At 35.0% G+C, this 25347-nt stretch carries 19 protein-coding genes, 1 tRNA gene and 7 pseudogenes; 13 read left to right on the forward strand and 14 right to left on the reverse strand.

All coding sequences use genetic code 11. The features are described 5' to 3' along the window. Positions 1-166: 166 nt before the first annotated feature. A complete protein-coding gene (locus ABLO99_RS07130; RefSeq protein ID WP_349967103.1) occupies positions 167-1114 on the forward strand; it encodes an IS110 family transposase in 948 nt (315 codons plus the stop codon). Positions 1115-1310: 196 nt separating this feature from the next. Here ABLO99_RS07130 and ABLO99_RS07135 read toward each other — a convergent pair. The 4 genes and pseudogenes from ABLO99_RS07135 to tnpC all read right to left on the reverse strand — a co-directional run. Beyond that, positions 1311-1915: pseudogene (locus tag ABLO99_RS07135) on the reverse strand (transposase); the annotation flags it as partial. Between the two features lie 80 nt (positions 1916-1995). Next, positions 1996-3099, reverse strand: a pseudogene (locus tag ABLO99_RS07140) (IS256 family transposase). Between the two features lie 108 nt (positions 3100-3207). Then, positions 3208-3429 (reverse strand): hypothetical protein, encoded by a 222-nt coding sequence (locus ABLO99_RS07145; RefSeq protein ID WP_349967101.1) that lies wholly within the window; start codon positions 3427-3429, stop codon positions 3208-3210. Positions 3430-3611: 182 nt separating this feature from the next. Further along, entirely contained in the window at positions 3612-4958 is a 1347-nt protein-coding gene (tnpC, locus tag ABLO99_RS07150; protein WP_349967072.1) for an IS66 family transposase, read from the reverse strand. 429 nt (positions 4959-5387) lie between these two features. Between tnpC and murD the strand changes: the two genes are divergently transcribed. The 4 genes and pseudogenes from murD to ABLO99_RS08745 all read left to right on the forward strand — a co-directional run. Then, entirely contained in the window at positions 5388-6755 is a 1368-nt protein-coding gene (gene murD, locus ABLO99_RS07155) for a UDP-N-acetylmuramoyl-L-alanine--D-glutamate ligase (RefSeq protein WP_349967393.1), read from the forward strand. Positions 6756-6761: 6 nt separating this feature from the next. Then, positions 6762-7373 carry a COQ9 family protein gene (locus ABLO99_RS07160; protein WP_410543672.1) on the forward strand — a complete coding sequence of 204 codons (612 nt, stop codon included), beginning with the start codon at positions 6762-6764 and terminating at the stop codon, positions 7371-7373. A gap of 135 nt (positions 7374-7508) precedes the next feature. After that, a pseudogene (locus tag ABLO99_RS08740) lies at positions 7509-7663 on the forward strand (IS630 family transposase); the annotation flags it as partial. Between the two features lie 47 nt (positions 7664-7710). Continuing rightward, positions 7711-8013, forward strand: a pseudogene (locus ABLO99_RS08745) (IS630 family transposase); the annotation flags it as partial. A 162-nt stretch (positions 8014-8175) separates the two neighbouring features. Here ABLO99_RS08745 and ABLO99_RS07170 read toward each other — a convergent pair. The 3 genes and pseudogenes from ABLO99_RS07170 to ABLO99_RS08750 all read right to left on the reverse strand — a co-directional run. Further along, positions 8176-8931 (reverse strand): annotated as a pseudogene (locus tag ABLO99_RS07170) (integrase core domain-containing protein); the annotation flags it as partial. 21 nt (positions 8932-8952) lie between these two features. Beyond that, positions 8953-9090: a hypothetical protein gene (locus ABLO99_RS07175; protein WP_153295409.1), complete on the reverse strand. Its 138-nt coding sequence runs from the start codon at positions 9088-9090 to the stop codon at positions 8953-8955. Positions 9091-9547: 457 nt separating this feature from the next. Continuing rightward, positions 9548-9625, reverse strand: a pseudogene (locus ABLO99_RS08750) (helix-turn-helix domain-containing protein); the annotation flags it as partial. Positions 9626-9728: 103 nt separating this feature from the next. Between ABLO99_RS08750 and ABLO99_RS07180 the strand changes: the two are divergent. After that, positions 9729-11006 (forward strand): annotated as a pseudogene (locus ABLO99_RS07180) (IS4-like element ISWpi18 family transposase). A gap of 184 nt (positions 11007-11190) precedes the next feature. On the opposite strand, the gene ABLO99_RS07185 reads toward ABLO99_RS07180, so the two are convergent. After that, positions 11191-11820 (reverse strand): hypothetical protein, encoded by a 630-nt coding sequence (locus ABLO99_RS07185; protein ID WP_349967396.1) that lies wholly within the window; start codon positions 11818-11820, stop codon positions 11191-11193. Positions 11821-11956: 136 nt separating this feature from the next. On the opposite strand from ABLO99_RS07185, the gene ABLO99_RS07190 reads away from it, so the two are divergent. Continuing rightward, complete coding sequence (locus ABLO99_RS07190; protein WP_349967397.1) at positions 11957-13231, forward strand: APC family permease; 1275 nt, start codon at positions 11957-11959, stop codon at positions 13229-13231. 70 nt (positions 13232-13301) lie between these two features. Next, positions 13302-14579, forward strand: a complete 1278-nt coding sequence (locus ABLO99_RS07195; protein ID WP_349967399.1) for an APC family permease — start codon at positions 13302-13304, stop codon at positions 14577-14579. 36 nt (positions 14580-14615) lie between these two features. On the opposite strand, the gene ABLO99_RS07200 is transcribed toward ABLO99_RS07195, so the two are convergent. Next, on the reverse strand, positions 14616-15041 hold the full coding sequence (locus ABLO99_RS07200; protein ID WP_047758857.1) for a hypothetical protein: 426 nt from the start codon (positions 15039-15041) through the stop codon (positions 14616-14618). A gap of 132 nt (positions 15042-15173) precedes the next feature. On the opposite strand from ABLO99_RS07200, the gene ABLO99_RS07205 reads away from it, so the two are divergent. Then, positions 15174-16211 carry an aspartate-semialdehyde dehydrogenase gene (locus ABLO99_RS07205; RefSeq protein ID WP_349967401.1) on the forward strand — a complete coding sequence of 346 codons (1038 nt, stop codon included), beginning with the start codon at positions 15174-15176 and terminating at the stop codon, positions 16209-16211. Positions 16212-16814: 603 nt separating this feature from the next. Here the strand turns inward: ABLO99_RS07205 and ABLO99_RS07210 are convergent. Then, entirely contained in the window at positions 16815-17879 is a 1065-nt protein-coding gene (locus ABLO99_RS07210) for a 5-(carboxyamino)imidazole ribonucleotide synthase (RefSeq protein ID WP_349967403.1), read from the reverse strand. A gap of 106 nt (positions 17880-17985) precedes the next feature. Between ABLO99_RS07210 and apaG the strand changes: the two genes are divergently transcribed. Then, positions 17986-18390, forward strand: coding sequence for a Co2+/Mg2+ efflux protein ApaG (apaG, locus tag ABLO99_RS07215; RefSeq protein WP_114517720.1), 405 nt, complete (start codon positions 17986-17988; stop codon positions 18388-18390). Here apaG and ABLO99_RS07220 read toward each other — a convergent pair. Beyond that, positions 18387-19994, reverse strand: coding sequence for an iron ABC transporter permease (locus ABLO99_RS07220; RefSeq protein ID WP_349967404.1), 1608 nt, complete (start codon positions 19992-19994; stop codon positions 18387-18389). The genes apaG and ABLO99_RS07220 overlap by 4 nt on opposite strands. A gap of 130 nt (positions 19995-20124) precedes the next feature. On the opposite strand from ABLO99_RS07220, the gene ABLO99_RS07225 reads away from it, so the two are divergent. Continuing rightward, on the forward strand, positions 20125-20970 hold the full coding sequence (locus tag ABLO99_RS07225; protein WP_349967406.1) for a rhodanese-related sulfurtransferase: 846 nt from the start codon (positions 20125-20127) through the stop codon (positions 20968-20970). On the opposite strand, the gene ABLO99_RS07230 is transcribed toward ABLO99_RS07225, so the two are convergent. Next, positions 20967-21344, reverse strand: a complete 378-nt coding sequence (locus tag ABLO99_RS07230) for a hypothetical protein (protein WP_349967407.1) — start codon at positions 21342-21344, stop codon at positions 20967-20969. The genes ABLO99_RS07225 and ABLO99_RS07230 overlap by 4 nt on opposite strands. A 399-nt stretch (positions 21345-21743) precedes the next feature. On the opposite strand from ABLO99_RS07230, the gene ABLO99_RS07235 reads away from it, so the two are divergent. Together ABLO99_RS07235 and ABLO99_RS07240 are read left to right on the forward strand one after the other, a co-directional pair. Next, the gene (locus tag ABLO99_RS07235) at positions 21744-22901 is read left to right on the forward strand and encodes a hypothetical protein (protein WP_349967409.1); all 1158 of its coding nucleotides are present in this window, start codon (positions 21744-21746) and stop codon (positions 22899-22901) included. Positions 22902-23104: 203 nt separating this feature from the next. Beyond that, positions 23105-23323: a hypothetical protein gene (locus tag ABLO99_RS07240; protein WP_349967410.1), complete on the forward strand. Its 219-nt coding sequence runs from the start codon at positions 23105-23107 to the stop codon at positions 23321-23323. An 844-nt stretch (positions 23324-24167) separates the two neighbouring features. On the opposite strand, the gene ABLO99_RS07245 is transcribed toward ABLO99_RS07240, so the two are convergent. Together ABLO99_RS07245 and ABLO99_RS07250 are read right to left on the reverse strand one after the other, a co-directional pair. Then, positions 24168-24254: transfer RNA gene (locus tag ABLO99_RS07245), tRNA-Ser, on the reverse strand. A gap of 31 nt (positions 24255-24285) precedes the next feature. Continuing rightward, positions 24286-25083, reverse strand: coding sequence for a DUF2163 domain-containing protein (locus tag ABLO99_RS07250; RefSeq protein ID WP_349967411.1), 798 nt, complete (start codon positions 25081-25083; stop codon positions 24286-24288). Positions 25084-25347: the final 264 nt, after the last annotated feature.

Here is a 25347-nt window from a genome sequence, read left to right on the forward strand (position 1 = left end):
AAATATAGTTATCAAAGGCTTGAGCGACCGTAAGACGGTAGTATTACACATACGTAGATATCAAGGTACTCAAGCCTATCCTTCGAGACGTTTGAATAGTTGTTTGGGACATACATATGCACCTGTTTACAATCTTAAATTTTAACTTAAACTCTCGAGGTTCTTTATGGTTATATCTTATCAAAATTTTATTGGCATTGATATCGGAAAACTTGAATTTGTCATTGCAGTGAATGAACAAAAAAGTGTTATCAAGTTTGACAATAGTTGTTCTGGCTGGAAACAATTTTACCAAAAATTTTCAAATATCTTACCCAATTCCATGATAATTTTAGAAGCTACAGGAGGCTATGAGCTTGGCTTATTGTATTTTCTTATTGACAGAAACATTGCTGTGCATCGTGCTAATACTCGTCAAGTTAAAAACTTCATTCTATCTCATGGAACTTTGGCAAAGACTGACAATCTGGATGCAAAAGCGCTTGCCCAATATGGTGTTGAGCGTTGTGGACGTCTGCAGCTATTTACACCTATCTCAAAAGAACAAACCACCTTATTTACACTTTGTCAGCGTCGTGATGATATTACAAAAATGCTTGTTCAAGAAAAAAATAGGCTTAAAACTCCTGGAAATGATTACATTAAGGAAAGTTGTCAACAAACTATTGAATTCCTCAATAATCAGGTAGAAAAGCTTGATCAAGCTATACAAAAAATAGTCAATGAAAACCCTGAACTGAACCGATACCAGAAGATTCTTGAAACAGTTCCTGGAATAGGTAGAAAAACCTCTCAATGTTTATTGTGCCTTATACCGGAACTTGGTTCCTTAAACAAAAGGCAAGTTGCAAGCCTTGCAGGTGTTGCACCTCATCCTAAGGAAAGTGGTAAAGCTATTGGTTACCGAAGGATTATAGGTGGAAGAAGTAACGTTCGTTCAAAGCTTTTCACAGCTGCTATGGCTGCTAGAAACTCCAAGTCAGAACTTGCTGCTTTTTATTGTAAGCTTATTGATAGTGGTAAAAGAAAGATGGTAGCACTCACTGCACTTATGCGTAAAATTATAGTCATCGCCAATGCCAGACTTAAAGAAGCAATTAATTTGCATGTTTAGAAATTTACATGGCAATAATTAAAATTAGTTAATGAATATGTGCGTCCACACACACACTAAACGCACATATTCATTGGCTTAAGCAAGGTAGTAGCTGTTTGATATAAAATTCTATTCTTATACGACAAAACGGGGTTTTATTGCCATATGAAGTTGCAAAATTACACAAATAAAAAATTTTTAAACATAGTTGATATCTTTCTTTAAGATCGTTTAGCACTCCCAACCAATCCCTCACTTTCAGCCAAATAAAACTTCTTTTCTGCCATTTTGCTAATATGTTATACATACATTTACTTACGCAACTCCTTAAAAAACCATAAACACTATTGGGTATACGGATTGCAGTGGACAACTGCGCCATTCATTAATTATAGGCAGTAATTATACTTGATATCTCTGCTGCCGATATTTTGTGATCATGTATTTCCTCAACATGTGAAGCTATATCTCTATAGCTCATACCACTGGCAAATGTGCTCAAAATCTTCGTTTCAAGCTCTGTTGTTTGCCTTTTTTTGACTATTTGCGGCTCAAAATTTCCTTCTCTATCTCTTGGCGTTAACAGCTCAAATGAGTTGTACGTAAAGTTTTTCCCATTTCTTCGATTATTTTCTTCACTTTCAGCTAATAAATGGTTTTCTATTTCACCTTCTAGACTCGCCTCCAGCAGCTTTTTTATAAATGGTGTTAATGCTCCCTCCTTTCCTGTCAACGGTCTTCCTTCTCGTATAGACGACAGGTTTCCAACTCTTTATAATCTACCAATCCGTTAGTTCTGTTTACTACTTTTTGACTCATTGTCAAACCTCCATTTTTTTATATCAATTTATTACTTTTTTTTCGGTTTGACACACTTTTTTGAACATTCCCCTGCATTTTTAATTCAACTCAATTTTCAATCTACCAGGAAAGAAGATGTCAAGTTGAGATACAGTTAAAGCCCAATTAGGCAGAGCCATTTTTGCTCTACTTTCTTTATAGCACAATATACCTGTTTATACAAGGCATTTATGCTAGTAAATGAGCCCTTGGTTTTGGTGAATTTCCTAATTTGCCTATGTAGCCCCTCTATGGGATTAGTAGTATAGATTATCCTCCTAACTGGGTCGGAATACTTAAAATAACCAGATAGGTTTTCCCAATTATTCTGCCAAGATTATAGGGTACTTTGTGCCCCATTTTTCATCTAATTCCAACAGATAATTCTCGGCAATTTCCTTACTTGAAGCTTTTCTTTAAATCACTCAAAAAACTCTTTACTAGCTACATACTTCAGTGAGTTACGTATCTGATGCACTATACACATTCTGCATTAGGGAACACACCGTTTATTGCTGCAGGAAAGCTTTTTAGCCCATCTACACATGCAATTAGAATATCTTCCACTCCTCTCTCTTTGAGATCATTTAGTACTCCCAACCAGAACTTCACTTTCAGCTAAATAAAACTTCTTTTCTGCCATTTTGCTAATATATTATACATACATTTACTTACACAACTCCTTAAAAAACCATGAAAACTATCGGATATACAGACTGCAGCGGACGACTACGCCATTCGTTGATTACTGTTTGTCAGTAATACTTGATATCTCTGCCGCCGATATTTTGTGATCGTAAATTTCCTCAATATGTGACGCTATATCTCCATGCCACTGGCAAATGTGCTTAAGACCTTTGCTTCAAGTTCTGTTGTTTGTCTTTTTCTAACTATTTGGGGTTCAAAGCTTCCTTCCCTGTCTCTAGGTGTTAACAACTCAAATGAGTTGTACGTAAAGTTTTTCCCATTTCTTCGATTATTTTCTTCGCTTTCACCAGACAAGTGGTGTTCTATTTCACCTTCTAGACTCGCCTCCAGCAGCTTTTTTATAAATGGTGTTAATGCTCCCTCCTTTCCTGTCAACGGTCTTCCTTCTCGTATAGACGACAGGTTTCTAATTCTTTATAATCTACCAAACCGGTAGTTTTATTTACTTGACTCATGTCAAACCTCCGTTTTTTATATCAATTATATTTTTATTTCTTGGTTTGACACAGTTTATTTAACACTCCCTTTATTAATAATAAAATTCTGTTTTATCAACCAACATTCTATGCATAATTACAGCTAGTTTTCTTGCTAATGCAACTACTGCTTTCTTTATACCCTTCTATTCCTATTGCTTCATACTCTTTACTTTGACTGAGCAAATACTCAGCTATTGCCTTGCTTTCGCTTGCAACAACCTCTTCTTCAACAATTTTTCCTTTCTCATCAACAATACTAATAAAAGTTTCTTTGAGTGAGATATCTAACCCGCTATAATATTTCATGAGACTACTCCTACTGTAAAAGTTTAAATTATTCTTGAAGAACTAATTCATTGAATTTGTTACTTCGTGCTAAAATAATGGAGTATGTCTCTCCATCATTCAATAGCAATTACAGTATGTTATTTGCTTTAGCTATAAATATTTAAGGTAACCGTTCACGGATTGTGAGAATGAATAAAGAACTAAGCAGTGACAGCTACTAGATTCTGTAGCTTTTGAAAGGGGTTCTGGCCATTTAGACGTGATGTCAAAAATATCGACAACATTCTTTCCACGAATCTTTCTCCACGTTCTGACCAGGTGAAAAAGCTGTTTTTACGATAAATTACGTACCGTCTAATTTGCCGTTCTGCAAGGTTGTTGGTTGTTTCTATCACTTCAGGTTTTCTTAAAAACTTCCACATCATATCCTCAGACCGTAACATCTTAGCGGCCATTCTTGAAGCTTGAGTGCTATTTACAACCCTCGTCATTTTACGTAAAAAATGTTTTACCCTTTTCTGAATTTTTCGCATCAGTCGATAAAATCTCAAATTATCTATCAAATTTTGTTTTTTTGCCTTATCTACTACAAACACCTTATTGCTGAGCGATTTTAGTGCTTGGCCAATTTTGCTTACTTCAACATTTTTACTATGGGCAAATCTCTCAAAATCTCTTGCCAAATGTGCCCAACATATCTGTCTATTTTCACGATTGAAGTAATTGTATACAGCGTATCTATCGCTCACAACTATACCATCATATTCTGGCAGTAAACTCTTCAACACCTTCTTACCACGAGACTCAGTTACCCTCAGAAGTGTCAACGCTTTGTTCGTTATTACCCAACTCCAGCCTCTCTTTCCTTGATCTGTTTCGTCTATATGCAAATATTCGCTTTCTTGCAACTCTTCCTTCATTTTTTCATATTCAGATGCACACTTCTTCGATACCCTGCGTTCAGTATTTGAAACTAAACCAAGGCTTATATTTAGATTAAAAATACTGCCTAAAATTTGCTGTACCTCTCTTTTTGAGTTAATAAAAAAGCCGCTAAGGCTGCTTATGATCGCTTTAGCATTAGACCCTAGAAGATCTCTTGCAACACCTTCGGGTAAATTTGCTGTAATTCTTTTTTTACATACTCTACAACGTCCTCTTTGCAATCTGTACTCAGTTATAATTGGCTTAATTTCTGGCAACTCTGCCTTCTGATGAATAATTTCATCTTCTAAAATAACCTTACCTCCACACATACAAATCGTATCAATTGTGCAGCTCACTACCTCATCTGCAGCCATTAATTTACGCTTATGCACCTTATGTCCTGGCTGACCTCCTGGTTTTTTATCACTTTTCTTTTTTGCTTTCTTACGATATATATCTCGTGACGGTGGTAGCGATGAATTTTGCGAATTTAAGCCCAATTTGTCTTCTAATTCAACTATTTTTGCTTTCAAGCTATCATTTTCTCTGATCAGCGCTTTTATTTCTTCCTTGAGATTAACGTTTTCTGCCACAACCCTCTCTTGCAGCACTGTTATCATTTACCATTCCATATTTAGCTTCCTATTTCTTTACACTTTTATACTTACTTTGTAAACCACTTTATCTCCGTGAACGGTTACCTATTTAAGAAATTTACCAGCAAAAAAAGACAAAGAATTCCCGGAGTAGCTCACTCTTTATTTTAAAATTTGACGTTGGGTGATGTCTTAAGCAGCCCGTTTCAGCCTGTATAGGGAAAAACCCGGAAATTTTATAAAGGCATAGCATGCACATAGTGCAAAAATAGTACGCCAAATACAAGTCTTCTTGTCGTTTTAATCTGCACAGATTGGGAAGTTAAATAATATAGCTTCACTTTCATGATAAGTGAACTGACGAAATTTATAAAGTAATTTTTTCGTTTCTACTGAATGACAGTTGTGGCCTATACAAGAAGTCTGTTGTAGTTTGTACGATATCTTTATAAAATGGCTCGCATAAGTTATCTAGCAGTGCAACTAAACAAATACAAAAATCAAAGTGTTGCGGTTTTCGGCCTTGGTAAAACTGGTTTGTCTGTCATTAATGCTCTAACAAAGAGCAGTGCAAGAATCTATGCATGGGATGACAATGAAGAACAAATAGCAAATGCAAAAATGATATATAAAGAGTGTAATTTTATTCATCCCAAAGAATATAATTGGCATGAGATAAGAACATTGATTTTAAGCCCTGGAGTGCCAACAACAACGCATTGGATAGTGAAACTTGCAAGAAGCTTTGATTGCAAAATAAAATCAGACATTGAGCTATTTCTTGAAACTAAAACTACAAATCAGAAGGTTATAGGCATCACAGGAACAAATGGCAAATCAACTACCACATCACTAATAGGGCACATACTAAAATCTGCAGGGAAAAAGGTAGCTATTGGCGGAAATTTAGGTGTTCCTATTTTGGATTTAGAAAGAGACGCAGAAATTTATGTAATTGAATTCTCTTCTTTCCAATTGGAGATAATGAATGAAATTAATGTGGATATTTCTGTATTGCTCAACATCACACCAGACCACATAGATAGACATGGAAGTATGAATAACTACATAGCAACTAAATTAAAATTGATAAACGGTAGCAAGATTGCTGTGATAGGATGTGATAACAAAATTACCGCTGATGTATTCAATAAATTCACTGGGAACAAAATTTCAATCTCAGCTGCGATGTCACCCTCTTTGTCATCCCAGTGCCTAGGCACTGGAAAACTAGAGAATCATAGCTTATCAGTAAGCGACGTAAAAATAAACCTAATATCCAACGCAGAGAACATGGCAGCCACATATGCCGTATGTAAGCTACTTGGAGTAGATAGCAACACCATTATCAACGGAATCAAATCCTTCCCAGGGTTAAGGCACAGAAATGAACTACTTGGCAAAATAAAGAATGTACTTTTTATCAACGATAGCAAAGCAACCAATGCAGAATCGAGTGAAAAGGCAATTTTATCTTATAAAAACATATATTGGATTGTCGGTGGAAAAAGCAAAAAAGGTGGAATAGAATCATTAAGCAAGCATTTCACCAAGATTAGAAAAGCTTTTCTTATTGGGGAATCAACTGAAGTTTTTGCAAATATTATGGAGAATAAAATAGATTATATGAAGTGTTATAATCTAGAAAACGCATTTAAACTGGCTTTTAAAGAGGCAATAAATAGCAAAGAAGAAGTAACGATATTACTTTCTCCTGCATGTTCCTCTTTTGATCAATGGAAAAATTTTAAAGAACGTGGTGAAGCATTTTGCAGAATGTTTGAAAATCTCAGGTACAATTACATATGTTGTTTAGTGTGATATTGCATGAAACGAGATGAAATGAAGTTAATAGTAGATAAGCTGATTAAGGTTATTCCATTTGAAGGAATAAGTGATGCAACCTTATTGAAAGTGTGCACGGACCTTAACCTAGCCAATAGTTTTTGTAAATTTCAAAATGGAATATATAGTGCTTTGGAGTACATAGCAGAGGACTTAAATAGCTCAATGGAAACTGAACTTTGGAATTATAATTTAGAAGATATGAAGGTAAGAGAGCGGATAAAGTTAGCTGTCCAAATACGCCTTTCAAACTATGCTAAGTTACCAAATTACAGAGAGTTTTTAAAAAATGTTTTATCATCCTCTATATTACCAAAAAATACATACTTTTCTAGTAAAGTCTTGTACAGAACTGTTAGCACAATTTGGTACGGTATTTACGATCAATCAACAGATTTTAACTACTATACAAAACGGGTGATATTAGCTGGAGTGTACTTAAGTACGATACTTTTTTTTATTAATGATTATTCAGAAGATTTTGTGGATACTCTATCGTTTCTTGATAAGCGTATCAACAATGTCATGACGTTTCAAAAGTTTAAAACCCGTTTAAAAGGAATGGTAGAAAGCTGTATCTGTTCGGGGGAGTAGCAAGGTAGACAAGGTGGTCTAATCATAGAATAGCTATGAGGTATAGCCCTACTCATAATAGTCGAAAAAGAGTAAGATATGGATTTATAGTAGTGAAGGTAAGTAGCATATAGTTATGACGTAAGGAAAAAGGTAATGGAAGCGTTGGATGAAGGAGAAAACTATTGCCAAGAGATTTAAGATCGGGAAAACAACTTTATATGAGTGGAAGAAAAGACGTGAGAAAACGGGAGATTTTCAGTCAAAAAAGCCTGGAAGAGTGGATAAAATTACCGACTGGAATGCATTTGCAAGGTGGCAAAACTCAGTCAGAGATGCTGGTGCAATATTAGTAGACAATCGAGCACTTAAAAATATAGGATTCACAAGACTTACGTATACAAAGAAAGAAATGAGGAAAAGCGAGCTCAATTTGTAAGGGTTATAGCGACAAAAGAACCTCAAAACTTAGTATATATAGATGAATCTGGTATTGATAATACCGAAGACTATCCCTATGGATATTGCCAGAAAGGACAGCCCTAAAATCTGGAATCAGCATGGTTGCAGCCTTAAGTGGAAGAAAAATAGTTGCTCCGTTAATCTTTGAAGGCCACTGCAATATGTTAATAAATGGTTTGAGCAATTTCTGACACCGATCTGGACAAACTTTGATAATGTGTAATAGCCCAGACTTAATCTGACAGGCATGAATTAACTGACAGAAGAATCGACGAAGTCAAAACCGATATCAGAATCTGTTCTAATGTTATCAATATTTTTTTGGTAGGCAATATGCATGCTGTCAAAAAAGGTTTGCATAGCCATAGCAATATTTACCCGAATGTGGTCTAGATCTATTGTAAGAATGCACCCAATGGTCTACGTCTAACTGAAGTTCTGCCAAAGAGGTGTAAATTTTCTTTCTAAAGATAATATTGTAACATTCATCTTCTGTGGAACCTTTCACATATGCCATTAGTCTGTGGAGTTGGTTCTAGAGTGATCAATATTTTCTATTCCCAAATATAGCTGGTACGCATGATTCCCTGGTTTGCCACAATACTCCGTACCTCTATCGGTTAAAATGCGTAGCAATCTGTTCATCAAAAAATGGTATAACTCTATCATTGAGAAGATCTGCAGCTGTGATGGCAGTTTTCTCCGTATAAAGCTTAGCGAAGGCCACTCTAGAGTAGGTGTCAATGAAAGTTTGTTGATAAATTCGTCCAATACCTTTCTACATAATATGTATCTTGACTACCTAAGTATCCAGGGTGTTGTGTCTCAATTTCGCCATGTGCCTCTTTTTGTTCCTTAGCTTTTTCTAAAGCAGTAACTTGCTCCTCTGTCAAAATTATACCATCTTGTACTACCTTTGCTTCCAGCACTTTCAATCTCTTTTTAAAATTTTCAAGGTCGTTTCTTTGCCATATTCCCGCTAGCAGATATTAGAATTCCTCTCTTTTTCAGTTCATTTGCTGCTCTTTCTTGTCCATATGCTGGAAATTCTATTGCTATCTGCTTTTTCTATATTCTCTGATACTCTATTTGCATATAATGGCTTGCTTTTACTTATCGTCTGGTAGAGATCATAACTTTAAATCCTCCTATTAGGTTTAGTTGCTATGATCCCCCCAACAGAACCGTACTTGCGAATTTCCCGCATACGGCTCTTCAGTGTAGCATTCACAGCATCTTTTATTACTGCTATCTGATTTAGTTTTCCTTGCATCATATCCCAACCTCTGTTGTGTTGGTGTAACAATCCCTAACTATACCGCTGATCGCTTCCCCTTGTTTCCCACACTCTGAGTACTATCAATCAGTCCGACTTCCTTTGTATCTTCCGTTAATTCTCGCCTTTGTTGACTTGTTCCAACGTACCTTAATGGGAATACAAAGGATCTCCCAAGTTTACGTAAACTCCATCTCAATACATGACACGGCCTCAGATCCCGATAGAGTGAGTGATAACTTGCCTTGTCGTTATCCTTCATACTGTCTTCCACTATATGGAAAGTGTCGACCTCCATGATGTTGGCAATTTCGGAACTCAATACCTTCACTTTCGTTGCACCCTGTATTGTCCATTCCATTAGCTTTACTACGTTCGTTACCTTACGCAGCATAATGGTTTGTTCTAGGCTGCTGGCTAGACTTTGCCTAGGTTGACCAACTGTCTTCTAAACGCTTTTCTTGGTGCACTCATATAATGCCTCTTCTCCTCCTGTTTCGTATAGTTCTTTGAATCGGTAAAATGTATCTCTCGAATCACTGCCATTAAGTTAAGGGAAAGTGATGGACTGTATTGTAAAATCAGGTAAGATCCACAAATTAAAAGAAGTAATGACATGAGTAAAAAAAAGAATAATCATGTTTATAAAAAATAAATTGATGAGTTTAAACTTTATAAACGCACACAGAGCATCCTCAAAAGACTTCTCACGAAAAAGAAAGCTGCCCTTCATTAATGTATTTCTCCTGATTTTTAGAAAGAGTGTAAAGTCATTACAAGTAATGCTTAATGAGTTTGTTCTGCATACAAGAAAAGATTACACAATTACGGCAAGTGCATTTACTCAAGCAAGAAAGAAGCTAAAGCATACTGCGTTTTCAGAGTTAAATGATGATATAGTTTCCCTATACTACCAAGATCAGGAATTTAAAACCCACCATGGCTTCAGAGTACTTGCATTTGATGCTTCAATACTGATTCTGCCAAAGAGCGACAAAATAATAGGCGAGTTTGGCTCAAGAGCAGTATGGAATGGAATCCAGAGATTTGAAGACTATACAAGTGCAACCTTTGAAGTTTGCTACGATGTGCTAAATAATATTGCAATAAAATCTGTGCTAAGTAGAGGTGACAGCTATGAGGTTGATTTAGCGATCGGTATGCTTGAATCCATAAAATCAGACGATTTGTTAATCTGTGATAGAGGATACGTATCTTATCGATTTCTTGCTGAGCTTACAGGAAGGAAAATCAATTATATAATTCGCTGTCCAAGTTCGTCTTTCAATGAAATAAACGCTATGTTTAAGCCGGAAAGCCCATCTAGTATGGTGGTAGTGTCTACCGCACCTATTAAAGTAGCAAGACAGCTACGAAAGCTAGGATTACCTGATGAGATGAAATTCAGGTTAGTCAAAATAATACTTTCTTCTGGAGAAGTTGAAGTGTTAGTAACATCTCTGTTAGATGAGCAAAGTTTTACAGTCGAAGAGTTTGAGAGATTATATTACTTGCGCTGGGGAGTAGAAACATTTTTTTCTAGGCTGAAGGGAAGATTAAATTTAGAGAATTTCACAGGAAAAAGTATTGAAACTATCAAGTAGGATTTTTGGTCAACTATCTTCATCAGTAATCTAGAAAGTATCATGATAGAAGATGATGAAGAGACGTTGAGCGCACAGAATAGTAAACTAAAAAAAAGCATCAATAAATCTGTCTCATTTAATGCGATTAAAAACTTAGCCTTTGATATTTTTTCTACAGAGTCAGACATAGACTGCATTATGGATCGACTATCACAGTTATTTTTGATGAACACTTTAGTGGTAAGAAAAGGGAGAAGAGTTGATCGTCATAAGATATCTGATATTCGTTCACTCAACTACCAGAAAAGAGCTAGAAAACATGTGTTTTAAATTCAAGATATCTTTTCAGTATCATTGCATTAGTACATTCTTTGCAAAATAACCTGCAATTATTACTTTTTTAAATAACTTGCACTTTTCAGACTCTCTTTTCTTAAAAATTCACCCTAGTATTTACCATAATTATCAATCACTTCAAATTTTTTGTCCAATCTTAACTTCTCTTTCCCTTAACTTAATGGCAGTGACTCTGGCTGCCGGTACCTACATCATTCACGTTGAACAAGAAGCTAAGCTGCTTTACATTCAAGCCCAAAGGTGAAAAAAACTTTATCAATGGATATTTTATTAACTCAAGAAGTGTCACTGGGATCAATAATATAGCATTTATAAGTGTGAGAACGACTGTAATACCTGGTATTATCCTGTGAATGTTCAAACCTACTAGCCACCTAATAAGGGCAGATATTTTTAACGCGCAATATAAAAGTGGTAACTGAATGTAATATATCAAATATATGGAGAAAAACAAAATTTTATCTTTTAATCTTATTGTTGGATCGTTATACACTTCAGAAAAAATATTACTATCAGCATTTTCACGTTTAAAAGATTGATAACTGCTTATAATCTTTGTTGAAAAAATAAGAGGTATTACGCAACACACGATACAAACAATGCATAATGCTATTAATACCTCATTTGAAGTTTTTGCAAGCGTATCAACAAAGGGTGCCAGTACTTTCAATAGATAGAAAGATAGTAATTCCAATAGGTAGAGAAATAAAGCCATTGCTCCAATAGCAAGACTAACTAATAAAACACCCCCACAAATAATCAAAAAATTTTTTAATCTTGGATTCATACCTCTCCTAACAATCTATTAATATACCCCTTAATTGTATGTATAAATAAAAAAGATGTAAATTTTTATATAAAAAAGATCGATTGAAATTTCTGAGCTTCAGCTATATTGTTGATATATTCAGATAAAAATTATCGTGTCAAATAAAATAGGCTTTTTGGCTATTTTCGCCTTGGTGATTAGTAGCCAAATTGGCTCTGGAATTTTTATGCTCCCAATTAGCCTTGCTCCATATGGCGCTTATAGCCTTATAAGCTGGGTGATATCAGGTCTTGGTGCTATATCTCTTGCTTTGGTTTTTGCTTCACTCTGCGCAAAATTTCCAGAAACGGGTGGTCCCCACGTTTATGTAAAGCATGCTTTTGGCCCCACTGCAGCGTTCTTTGTTGGTTGGACGTATTGGGTGAGTTCATGGGTGAGTTCAACAGCTGTAACAATTGCAAGTATTGGTTATTTAGCTCCACTTTTTCATAATGATACACAAGATATACGTTTGCTTTTAGAAATAATATTAATTTTAGCTATTATGCTAATAAACTTGAGAGGAGTAACTACTGCTGGCTGTGTTGAGCTTCTGCTAACCATTGTTAAAATTATTGCACTTCTTGCAATACCCATAGCAGGGTTATTTTTCTTTGATAGAAATAATTTTATTGTAAGCGAGGAAGTATCAAACTTTACAATATCGCAAACTCTTGCTCGCTCTACACTACTTACTTTATGGTGTTTTATTGGACTTGAATCAGCAACAGCACCTGCAGGATCCGTTAATAATCCAGCTAAGACAATACCAAGAGCCATTGTGCTCGGAACAGTTTGTGTTGCTGTGATATATTTCATCAATAGCCTTTCAATCATGGGGTTAATAAGCGGTCACGACCTAGCCGGTTCAAAAGCACCATATGTTGATGCAGTAAAAATTATGTTTCCAGGTAATTGGCATTTGATTATTTCTGTTGTTGCTTTTATCGTTTCCATAAGTAATTTAAACGCTTGGTTTTTAGCTGATGGACAGGTCACCTTAGGCCTTGCAAAAGACAAGTTAATGCCGCAATTTTTTGTCAAAAAAAATAAGCACGATGCTCCATTCTGGGGAATAATACTCAGTACTTTGGGGGTATTAGCTCTACTTGTCCTAACATCAAACAAAAGTTTTGCTGAGCAAGTGACTTCAATAATTGATATCTCTGTAATGTCATTTTTGTTTATCTACTTAGCATGTAGCCTTGCTTTTTTCAAAGTTAATATACAAGAGAAAAACTACTGCAAATTTTTAATTGGGGGTGTGGCTGTATCTTTTTGCTGCTGGATAGTATACGAGACTTCTATAAAAACATTGTTAATATCAAGCCTATTCCCTTTAAGCGGAACACTTATTTATCTACTTTGGTATCATAAACTAAAAACTTAACTTAAATTTTTTATTTGCTAAAATTCTTAAGCTATACTACTGGCTTACATTAATAGAATTAAGAGGTATTGTGTCAAATAAAATAGGTTTTTGGGCTGTTTTTGCTTTAGTTATTAGTAGTCAGATCGGCTCTGGGGTTTTCATGCTTCCAATTAGCCTTGCTCCATATGGTGCTTATAGCCTTATAAGCTGGGTAATATCAGGTTTTGGCGCCATATCTCTTGCACTAGTCTTTGCTACACTATGTGCAAAATTTCCAGAAACTGGAGGTCCTCACGTTTATGTAAAACATGCTTTTGGTCCTACCGCAGCTTTCTTTGTTGGTTGGACATATTGGGTGATCTCATGGGTTAGTACAACAGCTTTAATAGTTGTGGGTGTTGGCTATCTTACACCATTCTTCCATGAAGATATCCAAAGCATGCGTTTGCTTTTAGAGTTACTGCTATTTACAGTCATTACGTTAGTAAATTTAAGAGGAATAGCTACTGCAGGGCGCGTTGAGTTTCTACTCACGGTTGTGAAGGTTGCTGTATTGCTTGCAATACCTATAGCAGCGTTGTTTTTTTTCGATAGAAATAATTTTATCACAAGTGAAGAAGTATTAAGCCTTACAACATCGCAAATTCTTGCTCGCTCTACACTCCTTACTCTATGGTGTTTTATTGGACTTGAATTGGCAACAGCACCTGCAGGGTCAGTTGATAATCCAGCTAAAACTATACCAAAAGCTGTAGTGCTTGGCACAATTTGTGTTGCTGTTATATATTTTATCAACAATTTCGCGATTATGGGATTGATTAATGGCAATAATTTAGCAAGTTCAAGAGCACCATATGTTGATGCGATAAAAATTATGTTTTCTGGTAATTGGCATTTAATTATTTCCATAATTGCATTCATTTTTTGTGTTGGTAGTCTAAACGCTTGGGTTTTGTCTAGTGGACAGGTTGCTTTTGGTCTTGCAGAAGATAAACTAATGCCACAATTCTTTGCTAAAAGGAATAAGCATGGCTCTCCCTTTTGGGGAATAACAATTAGCTCAGTTGGCACTGTAGTTTTATTAATTCTCACTTCAAGAAACAATTTTGCTCAGCAGATTAAATCAATTATTGACTTTTCTGTAATTTCATTTTTATTTGTCTACCTCACATGCAGCCTTGTTTTTTTAAAGGTAATTATAAAGGAGAAAAATTATTGCAAATTTTTAATTGGTAGCATAGCAACAATCTTTTGTTGTTGGGTGATACTTGAAACTCCTATAAATACCTTGCTAACTGCAAGTTTGTTTACTGCAAGCGGCATACCCGTTTATTTACTTTGGTATCGCAGAGGTTCTATGCAGTGAATATTATAGCTGGAGATTTCTTTAAATAATCGATATCTATGGATCAAGATTTTTCTCCTCTTTGTCCACCTGTTCAACATTACTCTTCTTAAGTTTGCTGCTCACTTCTTCTGTATATTTATTATCTACGCAAGCCTCATCCTTTGCTTTGCTAGAGTCACCTACTTGCGATTGCGGTTTTTTATATGCCTTTTCTTCATGTGTGAAAATTTTCACTAAAAACTTTCCCATTATTAGTATTGACCTTAAAAAATCTTTTAACCCAAAAGGTTCTTGCTTTTTATTTGAGAGATGTTGGTCTATCTTAGGAATTTTTACACCATACTTTTTATCATCAAAATTTATTGCTGGCTTGCTTTTTTTCGAAAGAACATTTTGAGCCTCTGATCTATTGACTTTTTCAAGCTTTTGAAATGTAGATACCGAAGGCTTAACCTTAGTGTCACTATATTCTTTATTCATCTCTCATGCAATATTATCAACATAATGTAATTATAACTAAATTATGGTTAATTGCAAGGTAAAAATATTAAAATAATTGTAAATTTTATCAGTAAAAATATAATATAGCTTTAAAGTCAGAGGTTTATCTATATGGGATATAAAATTGCTGTTGTTGGAGCAACCGGAAGAGTAGGGCGTGAGGTATTAAGCACGCTTGCTGAGTTTCAAAACGAAGGAAAGATTTCAATAGGTTCTGTAATTGCACTTGCATCAAAAAAATCAGAGAGGAAAAAGGTGAGTTTCGGTGATGAGGAATTAACTGTCTTAGGCCTCGAGGATCACGACTTTGCTGGAATTGATATAGCAATTTTCTGTGCTGGATCTCATGTTTCTGAGAGATACGTACCGATTGCAACTAAGGCTGGATGCATTGTAATAGATAACACCTTCCATTTTAGAATGAAAGAAGGCGTGCCACTAGTGATTCCAGAGATCAACAAAAATAAAATCATAGAATACAAAAACCATAATATAATATCTAACCCAAATTGTACTACAATACAGATGTTGCTGGCATTGCATTTATTGCACCAAAAAGCAAAAATAAAGAGAATCGTTGCTTCAACTTATCAATCAACTTCTGGTGCAGGTAAAGCAGCAATGGATGAACTCTACAACCAGACAAAAAAAATCTTTATGAACGAAGCTAAAAAACCTGAAATATTTCCTAAGCAAATAGCATTTAATTGCATTCCTCATATAGGAGAATTCATGGAAGACGGCTCTACAAAAGAGGAATGGAAAATGCAAGAGGAAACAAAAAAAATTTTAGGGGAGGATGTAAGAGTGACTACAACTTGTGTAAGGGTACCTGTCTTTATCGGTCACGCTATTGCAGTAAATGTAGAATTTGATCAGCATATAACTGAAGAAGAAGCTCGTGAAATACTCAGTGAAGCCGAAGATAGTGGGGTTTTAGTACACGATAGACGCGAAGATGGTGGATATAAAACACAAATTGATACTGTACAGGAGGATGCTGTATATGTATCGCGTATTAGAAGAGACAACACTGTTAAGCATGGATTAAATATGTGGATAGTGGCTGATAATCTGCGCAAAGGTGCAGCACTAAATATAGTACAGATTTTGGAGATTCTAATAAAAGAGTATTTGTCAATCAAGTAGAGTGCACGTGTGTTGTAATTCGGAGGAAATTTGTATGCAGCGCCGTAACGTTAGGCCATGAAAACTCCTTGACAAACTTTCCCACTTTCCTCATTATATCAATAAGAGTATTTATCCTTGTTTTTGATACGCGCGGTTTCAACGACAAAATTCAGTAAAAAACTCAGATATTTATTGGCAAATTACATAAAATTATAGCGGCTGCATGTCTTTTTTATTTTTTCTACATTCAGCCAAAACGCGCTTATTTTAAGCGTTAGCACATTATTACAATGCCAATTTAAATTATTACAGGGTCAAAACTCACTACTCGGGGATTCTTTTGCCTTTTTTCTATTTGGTAAATTTCTTAATGTTTATGGCTAAAGTAATTTTAGCGAGCCAGTGCTTGACACTGATCATCAGAAACGTTGTATTTTAACATTACTTTTATACTCGTAAATTTAACTGGATCTCAGTGTCAAGCACTGGGATGACACCATTATAAAGGAACCAGTGTTAGCTACTTGGATGACAAGAGGAGCTACTTAAATGACACCAGAGATGACGCCATCTGCGGCCCTGCAAATTGTAATATTGTGGTGGTATGACGTAGAAAAACTGTTAACTTAAATCTATATTGACATGTCCCATTTTACGCTTGTCCCTAACCTCTTTTTTCCCATATATGGTTAAGCTAGCTTTTTTGTTGCTCAGATACTTGTGAGAATCATATATATCATGACCTATTATGTTTTTTGTCATGCAAGGGAAGCGTAATACTACTTCTTGTATAGGTAACCCGCATGTTACCCTAACCAATTGCTCAAATTGACTAACGTTACATGCATCCAAGCTCCAGTGGCAAGAATTGTGAGGTCTTGGGGCTAGTTCATTAACTAGTAACTCATGATTTTCAGTGATGAAAAACTCAATAGTTAGAATTCCTACTACATCAAGCGCAGCTGCTATTTTCTCTGCAGTTTTTTGTACCTCTTTAGTTAATTTATTATCTATTTTAGCTGGTACTGTCGAAGTATCAAGTATTCCATCAACATGACAATTTTCTGCTATAGGAAAAAAGACCACCCTACCATTTTGATCTCTTGCAATAACTATTGAAATCTCCTTCAATAAGTCGATACTTGCTTCTAGAATATATTGTGTATTCCAATCAAAAGAAACAAATTGTTTTACTTCATAATCATTTTCAATCACATATTGTCCCTTTCCATCATAACCCATTTCTGTTGTTTTCAGCCTTGTTGGATAGCCAAAAGTTTCACTACTTTCTAGTAGCTGATTATAATTTTGTATACTTTTGTAATCAGCAGTTTTTATGCCCAAACCTCTAATAAAATCTTTCTCTCTCAGCCTATTTTGCGAAATGTGTAACGCCTTTTTGCCTGGATAAAAATCTGCATGCCGCGACACAATATCAATTGCACTACATGGAATATTTTCAGACTCAATAGTGACTAAATCCACACTCTGTGCAAAAGATTCAAGTGCCTTCTTATCAGAGAAGTCTAAATCATCAGCAACAGAACAAGCTGGATCGTCTTTAGCACTGGCAAAAACATGCGTTCTTTGCCCAAGTTTCATTGCAGCGATAGCGGTCATTCTACCCAATTGCCCACTTCCTATTATTCCTATCACTTTTTTACCAAGTGGATCTGGTTTGTTCATAATATAAATTAATATTTCATAATTAGAGTACGATAATATGCTTGGAAAATCTATGAAAAAAGTGTATAATTGAAATGTGTTAAGTTCTTATCATGAATGCTTTATAATGACCATGAAATACACACTTACTACTAACTTTGTTGAAGTTACAGTTTTACCAATTTACATTGAAGAGCAATCCATTCCTTATGAAAATTGCTACGTGTGGATGTATAATGTTAAGATAAAAAACAAAAGTTCATCAACTATTCAATTGTTAAGTCGCTATTGGCAAATAATAGATTATAAGGGCAAAATAAATGAAGTTTCCGGAGTTGGTGTTATTGGAGAACAACCTGTAATAAAACCTGGAGAGGTATTCAAATATACAAGTGGAACATACTTAAATGAACCATCAGGAATAATGCAGGGTAAATATGAATTTCTGAACGAAGAGAGCATAAAAACCTTTGAGGTTATGGTACCATCCTTTTCCTTAGATAGTCCATACGTTAACACTAGACCTCATTAACTATCAAATTTTTGATCCTTATCATCAAGCGTGAATAAGATTATCGTAGAGATTAAGCCTATCATAACTATCATTAACGAAAATGGGGCAGCTTCTCTATAACGCTCGTCGCTTACAAGTTCATATATTCTAGTTGATATAGTTTCAAAATTAAATGGTCTTATAATGAGTGTTGCCGTAAGTTCCTTTATAGTATCCATAAATACGAGCAGAAATCCCGACATTATGCTTTTCTTGATAAGAGGGATATGAATATTCAGGCATGTAGAAATAGGCCCATGACCCATAGTATATGCAGTCCACTCAATTTCATTTGGTGTTTTTTTGAGCCCCGACTCCACCGCTTTGAAAGATACGGCAAAAAAACGAAATAAATATGAGTAAACTAAAGCACCAATAGTTCCTACCAAGCTAATTTCCACAATATATTGAGTAATGAAAGAGGATATTCTGCTTAAAAATATTATTATGCTAATTGCAATAATTGCATTTGGAATTGCATATCCGAGAGAAATGAAACGCGCTATATTAGCGATTATCTTATTTCTACGCGCTGTATATCCAATAACTATCGCAATGCTAATTGAGATTAATGCGGTAATAAATGATAAACCAACACTGTTTGCTATTATATTATAGAATCTTGCTTCATATATGAAAAACCCCTTCTCTATGCTCCAATATATAAGTGGAATCATTGGCAAAATAAAACCTATTAATATTGGCAGTGCACACATAGTATAAGTAAAGATCAATGGTATAGAACCATTTATACTCCGTTTATTGTGATAATCTGCATTAGTATTGATTGAAGAGTAGGATATTCCTCTTTTTTGTAGTTTTTTCTCGATAACTATTAGTGTTGCAACGAAAATCAGTTCTGCAACTGCCAAAACAGTAGTTGAATATTTGTCATGCAGTAAAAACCAAGTACGGTATATTCCCGTCGTGAAAGTATCGATAGCAAGAAACTGTGGTGTGCCGAAATCTGTAATTACTTCCATTAGTACCAAGGACAGTCCAGCTATAATTGATGGGCGTATAGAGGGTGTGATGACAGAAAACAGGCTCTGTAATGAAGAAAACCCAAGTGTTGATGCAATAGTGACTGAGTTACTAACATTCTTTAAACTTGAGCGGACTAACATATAAACGTATGGATATAGGCTAAATCCCATTACTAATATTCCACCACCTAGAGATTTTATTTCAGGAAACCAATAGTCACCTTTGCTCAATTGAAAAATATCTCTTAATAAGCTCTGAACTGGGCCTGGAAATTCTAGCGTGTTTACATAAACAAACGATACTATATATCCAGGAATTGATATCGGAAAGAATAAAGCAATCTCAAAAGTTTTACTTCCTGGAAACGAAAAAAATGTAGTAAGCCAAGCTGGAATTACTCCAAATATGAAGGATATTACCCCTACTCCTACCATCAAAATCAACGTGTTGAGTATATATTCAGGGAAAAGTGTACTAATTACCCATCCAGAATTTGCTGATTCTGTAAATAGAATCGATATTAACGATAGTATAGGACAGACAAATAATATACTTACTAAAAACAAGAATATATTTTTAAATATTCTCAAAAACATTAATTTGAATCTATATTTGATACTAAAATGTTATATATAAAAACTGAAGATATCCAGTAATTAACAGCCGTCCTATTGAATATCTTTATAATTTTATATATTATGTTTTAAATCGATAAACTAATTAATCATGAGTTTCATCATTGCAACTTTCTATCACTTTATAGAACTCTCTAATTATTATGACATGAAAGACGAAATAAAAGTTGCATGCGACAACGTGGAGTTAAAGGGTACTATACTACTTGCAGAAGAGGGTATTAATGCAACTGTATCTGGTAGAAGAACCGCAATTGATAAAATATTTGATTTTCTATGTTCTGATGACAGGCTGAAAGGTCTTACATGGAAAGAGAGCGCGGCAGAATATCAACCATTTAGTAAGATGAAAGTGAGGTTAAAAAGAGAAATTGTAAATCTTGGTGTAAGTAATCTCGATACTGCCGTTAGAGGTCAGTACGTTGATCCGGAGCATTGGGATGATTTTATCTCTCAACCTGACATTTTAGTAATAGACACACGAAATGAATACGAAGTAAAACTAGGCAAATTTAAAAATGCAATCGATCCGCACACTCAACGTTTTCGCGATTTTCCTCAGTGGGCAGAGTCTTTCTCTGAAAGTAAAGACCTGAAAGTGGCTATGTACTGCACTGGTGGAATCAGATGTGAGAAATCTACAGCATATATGAAAAGCCTTGGATTTAACGATGTTTACCACCTTAAAGGCGGTATTCTTTCCTACCTTGAAAAAACTGACAACAAAAGTGGTAATTGGGAAGGCGAGTGTTTTGTTTTTGATGATAGAATTGCTGTTGATCACTCACTCGCCCCAAGTGATAAAATAAAATGCATATTCTGCTCAAATCAAGTTTCCACTGATGAACTGAAATCAGTTCCACGTGGACAGGTGGTTTGCTCTGATTGTAAATCTTTAAGTATTGAAAGAAATTCAGAATACAACACGAACCTTTAACAACTCCTTTCTCTTTGCATATTTGTAACCTCAATTTTATCAAGACATTTACCTACGACATAGCCCGCTCCAGCTCCAAGTAACGCACCAACAACACTACACCAGAAACACCAACAAGAGTTAAAGCTGCTTACCCTAAATAATATGCTGCAACTAACTAAACCAATTGCTGCACCTATACACCTAAGTTTCATATTATTACTAATATTGTTACCTTTTTTACGCTTTAGGTTATTACTAGTATTTTTGCTTATCCAATCAAATTCTTCGATATCTGGTCTTGTGTCTACAAAATTTGTAAGATCATTTATTGTTTTGTGCCTAAGATGATCTAACTCTAACATTTTACCTTTTACACATTGTTCAAATTTCATTTATTTTTCCATACTATTAGAATATATTTTTACTACACTTAATATTTTAATAATTGGTAAATTTCCATGCAAAAATAAATAGCTGGTTTCACCACTATAGCTGTTATAATTTGACAGCACCATCTACTAAAATCCAAGACCAGGTTGTTTTTTCTAGTGTCAAGTGCTGGAAGAACAATATGTAGAATTTGTGTTTTTGGCGATTGCAGTCTACTAAGAAATCAATAAGGATAGAGCTGCCCTTTACGCTTTTTCACTTAAGCTTTTTGTCTACTAGAAATGGTATAATATGTATACCATGTAAAGAATATTAATTTTCATAAAAGATTCAGATTTAAAACTTGACTTAGCATAGTCCGTAATGTCATAATAAATTATGTTAATTAACGTGAGGTTATTATGTTAAGTAGTTTTAAAAATCTTAAAAATAAAGCCAAGGAAATGGTAAGTACAGTTTCTCATGGCGGAAAGGTAGGTAAAATTCATGATATAAGTAAAGAAAGTTCTACTTTTTCTGGAGTTTTTGGTTATATAGAGAATGGTGTACTCCATGACTATAGGGAAGCTCTTGACTTGGATAAAGAAATTAAAAAACAGTGGTTTTCTTCAGTAAGTAATGGAAAAGCTTTTCCTAAGATGTACAAAAGTGGTTACGAGGTTCATGATGCAGAAACCTGGGAAGCTCGTCAAAAGAACATAAATCTTCTGTATGATATTCATGATGAAGAAACCTTGAGAATGTATCGAGATTACCTACTTGGGGTCTCTGCGGATTCTAATGATGTAAATCATAGTTCTAAGATGGTTTCAGGAGATGTTCCTAAGGAAGTAGTAAAGGAACTTTATGGTATGCAATCTAACAAGATAAAGTTTGCAGCACTTGAGGAAAATTTAGATGAAAATTTCATTCCTTTTCCTGTTGCAAGATTAGCTATTGCAGGAAAAGATCCGGTGTGTTTAAGAGATTTCTTAGAAGCAAGTAAATGCAAAGAATATGGTATAGACGCAATTACAATTTGCAAACCTGACGAAAATAAAACAAGAGGAGTACGTTTAACACTTTGTGAAGATGAAGATAGACAAGAAATAAGGTCATATGAAGTTCTTAATGGCTCATATGATATGACTATAGCTTGGGAAGTTGAAGGGAAAAAGTGTCAGATGGATATCTCAGTTAGTAGCGATGGTTCTGCAAAAATTCTCAAAAGAAACGGTGTTATTGATGAGCAGATATGTGCGCATCAAGACGTAATGGTAGGAAAACAGCATGAAACAAAGTTCTTGTATGAAGCATTGGGATTACAACAAACACAAGAGAAGAGTACGGAAAAAGTAAAACCTTCGCTAAACAGGCGTTCTAAACCAAAAGCTGTTGAAGCTTCTTCAAGTAAAGAAGGTGCAAAAATAGAACAACTCGTAGAAAAGAATCCTGAAGCAAAATCTGCGCTTAAAGAATTTGCTTCAGAAGTGCAAGAAGAGAGTTCTGAGTCAATGAAACCTTTGACAAATGTTACAAAAGCAGATGTCAAAGGAGCAGGCTCTTCTATTCAGCGTTGATTTTCTATATGGGAGCTTTTACAAATTTTTGTGAAAGCTCTTTTTCATAAGAGATTTAGAATTGACCTAGAGGGTCAACACTGATATAATCATCCTAGTTTCATTGCTTGAAATGGAGCCTTTTTATCTATCAGAAAAGGCTTCGTCTTATTGAAAAATTCAGAAAAATGTTGTATAATTACTGATAAACTTCGGTAAAACTTATGGCAGATTCAGGAATTAACATAACTTTCAACAGTGAAATTTCAGAGTGTCTTGCTGGGCTGGCTAAAATAAGAAATAAGCCTGTTAAAAAGTTGGTAGAGGAGCTGATGCAAGAAGCAATTGAAAATGAGGAAGATAAAATACTAATTGAACGTGCTGCTGAACTTAATGTTCCAGGTGCAGAGACAGTTGATCTAAAAGACGTCAAGTGGGACTAAAGCGCTATAAGATTAAGTTTCTAAAAAATGTTACTAGACGGGATTTACCAGTTCTTCCAAAGACAATAAAGTTAAGAGTTGAAGAAATAATAAAAGAGCGCCTTACAGTTAACCCAACTGATCTTGGTGAATCGTTGCGTTACAAACTCAAAGGGCACAGAAGACTAAGGACTGGAGATTATCGTATTATCTATCATGTCAATGCTGCATAATATGAAGTAACCATTGTTTCAATAAAACATAGAAAAGACATTTACGAATCCTAGATTAATATTCTTCCAGTATTAACTTACTGTGACTTTGCCGGTTGATCCACTCCTATTCTTTGCAAGTATCTGTTCAGATGCATGGCTAATGTGCAAATATTGAAACTAGTGCTTCTTTTCTTGTCATGAAAGTAGCTGACACTGGGATCCAACTAAGTTGGTAAACACTTTACAACGTTTTTTGTGCAAAAGGACTGGATGCCAGTGTCACGCATTGGCATGACACCTATTTGTTCCTATAGTTGTCTTTTCTCGTCTACCTTATTTTGCCACTCTGCTGAACAGATACCTTTGCAACGTTTATCTCTAATTCGTTATTAGCGTCGGTTTTATAGTAACTATCTCTGTAGAGTAGTTTGTTCCTGACTCTCGCATATTGTGGTCTTTTGTCTATCTTCTACTTTACGGTTTATTTGTGATAATGCTACGATAGACGAATTTTCTCTAATAAAAGACAGTTGTAAAATGTGCTAATAATAAACAAATTGGTCAACCAAATTATAATGCGGTTACAAAAGTTCAGCAATTAACCCAGTCTAAGTAGGACAAAAACACTGTGTTATACTAGAAATAATGTGCGGAAAAGGGGGGATTCGAACCCCCGACATATTTTCATATGTGCACGCTTTCCAAGCGTGTGCTTTAGACCACTCAGCCACCTTTCCATACTTATTCATAATATTGAAAATTGTGCTGCTAAACAACTGGTATGTATGGTTCGCCACGGAAATTCACAGTATTGTTAAACTTGTTTTTGCACGTTAAAAATGCTTTATCACAACCTGCAAGTATCGAATATTTATCCCCAGTAGAAATTTTATATGGAGGTAAAGCAAATAATGTAACTACTTTATTTTTGTATTCCTTAACTACAACTTCAAATGTTGCTGGACTAAAGAATTTCACTACTCCGTGCTTATAATATCCATCGCTTTCGACCAAATTAGTGTCTTCAAATCTTCTTTCGTCTATCACTTTAGTAATCGTGCTTGTTCTACTAAACTTTTTAGCATCAGTTTTACATTTATCGTCGCAAAATTGTGCTCTGCATACAGGAGAATACAATTCTGCTATGCTTCTCTCAAGCTTTGTTGCAAGTCCTCTAATTTCAGCGATAAATCTACCACTATTTAATGTTATTTTACCAAAAGTTCCAAAGTGCAGACTCATCATTCCTTGACTTAAATCTTTATAATTCACAAGAAATATTTCGATATTTGCAAAGTCATACTTCCCTGATAAAACCTCTTCTTCTTTAATATCAGCATTATTTAATATTCCTTCAATTTCTAGATTGTCAGTTCTCAAATCGCTGTTTAATAGTATACTACTAGCTGTAAACCCACTTGAAGATTTATAAAGTATATTATTGACATTTAAATCCTCGTCATAATCAGTAAATCCCATTACTTCCCCACTTACAAGCGTTAATTTCCAGCAAGTAGCGATGGTAAGTAATTCTCCAGCTAAATGGTTTTTTAATTTGGTTTGCATAGTTGCCTCCCGCTTAATTGATTAAATTTGAAAAGTTCGATAGGTAAGGGATTATGACGATTTACCCATTATCTGAGTAGTTATAGGGTGTCATGCCAGTGCCCAGACACTGGCATCTAGTTAAATTTACGGGTATAAAAGTAATCAACGTTTCTGATGATCAGTGTCACGCACTGGGATGACACCACCTGTTATGCGAATTAAAACAAACGCTTATACAATCGTGTGTCAAGCACTGGGATGACATCACTAATCATGTAAATT

This window comes from Wolbachia endosymbiont of Armadillidium arcangelii (genome assembly GCF_040207875.1).
Taxonomy (GTDB): domain Bacteria; phylum Pseudomonadota; class Alphaproteobacteria; order Rickettsiales; family Anaplasmataceae; genus Wolbachia.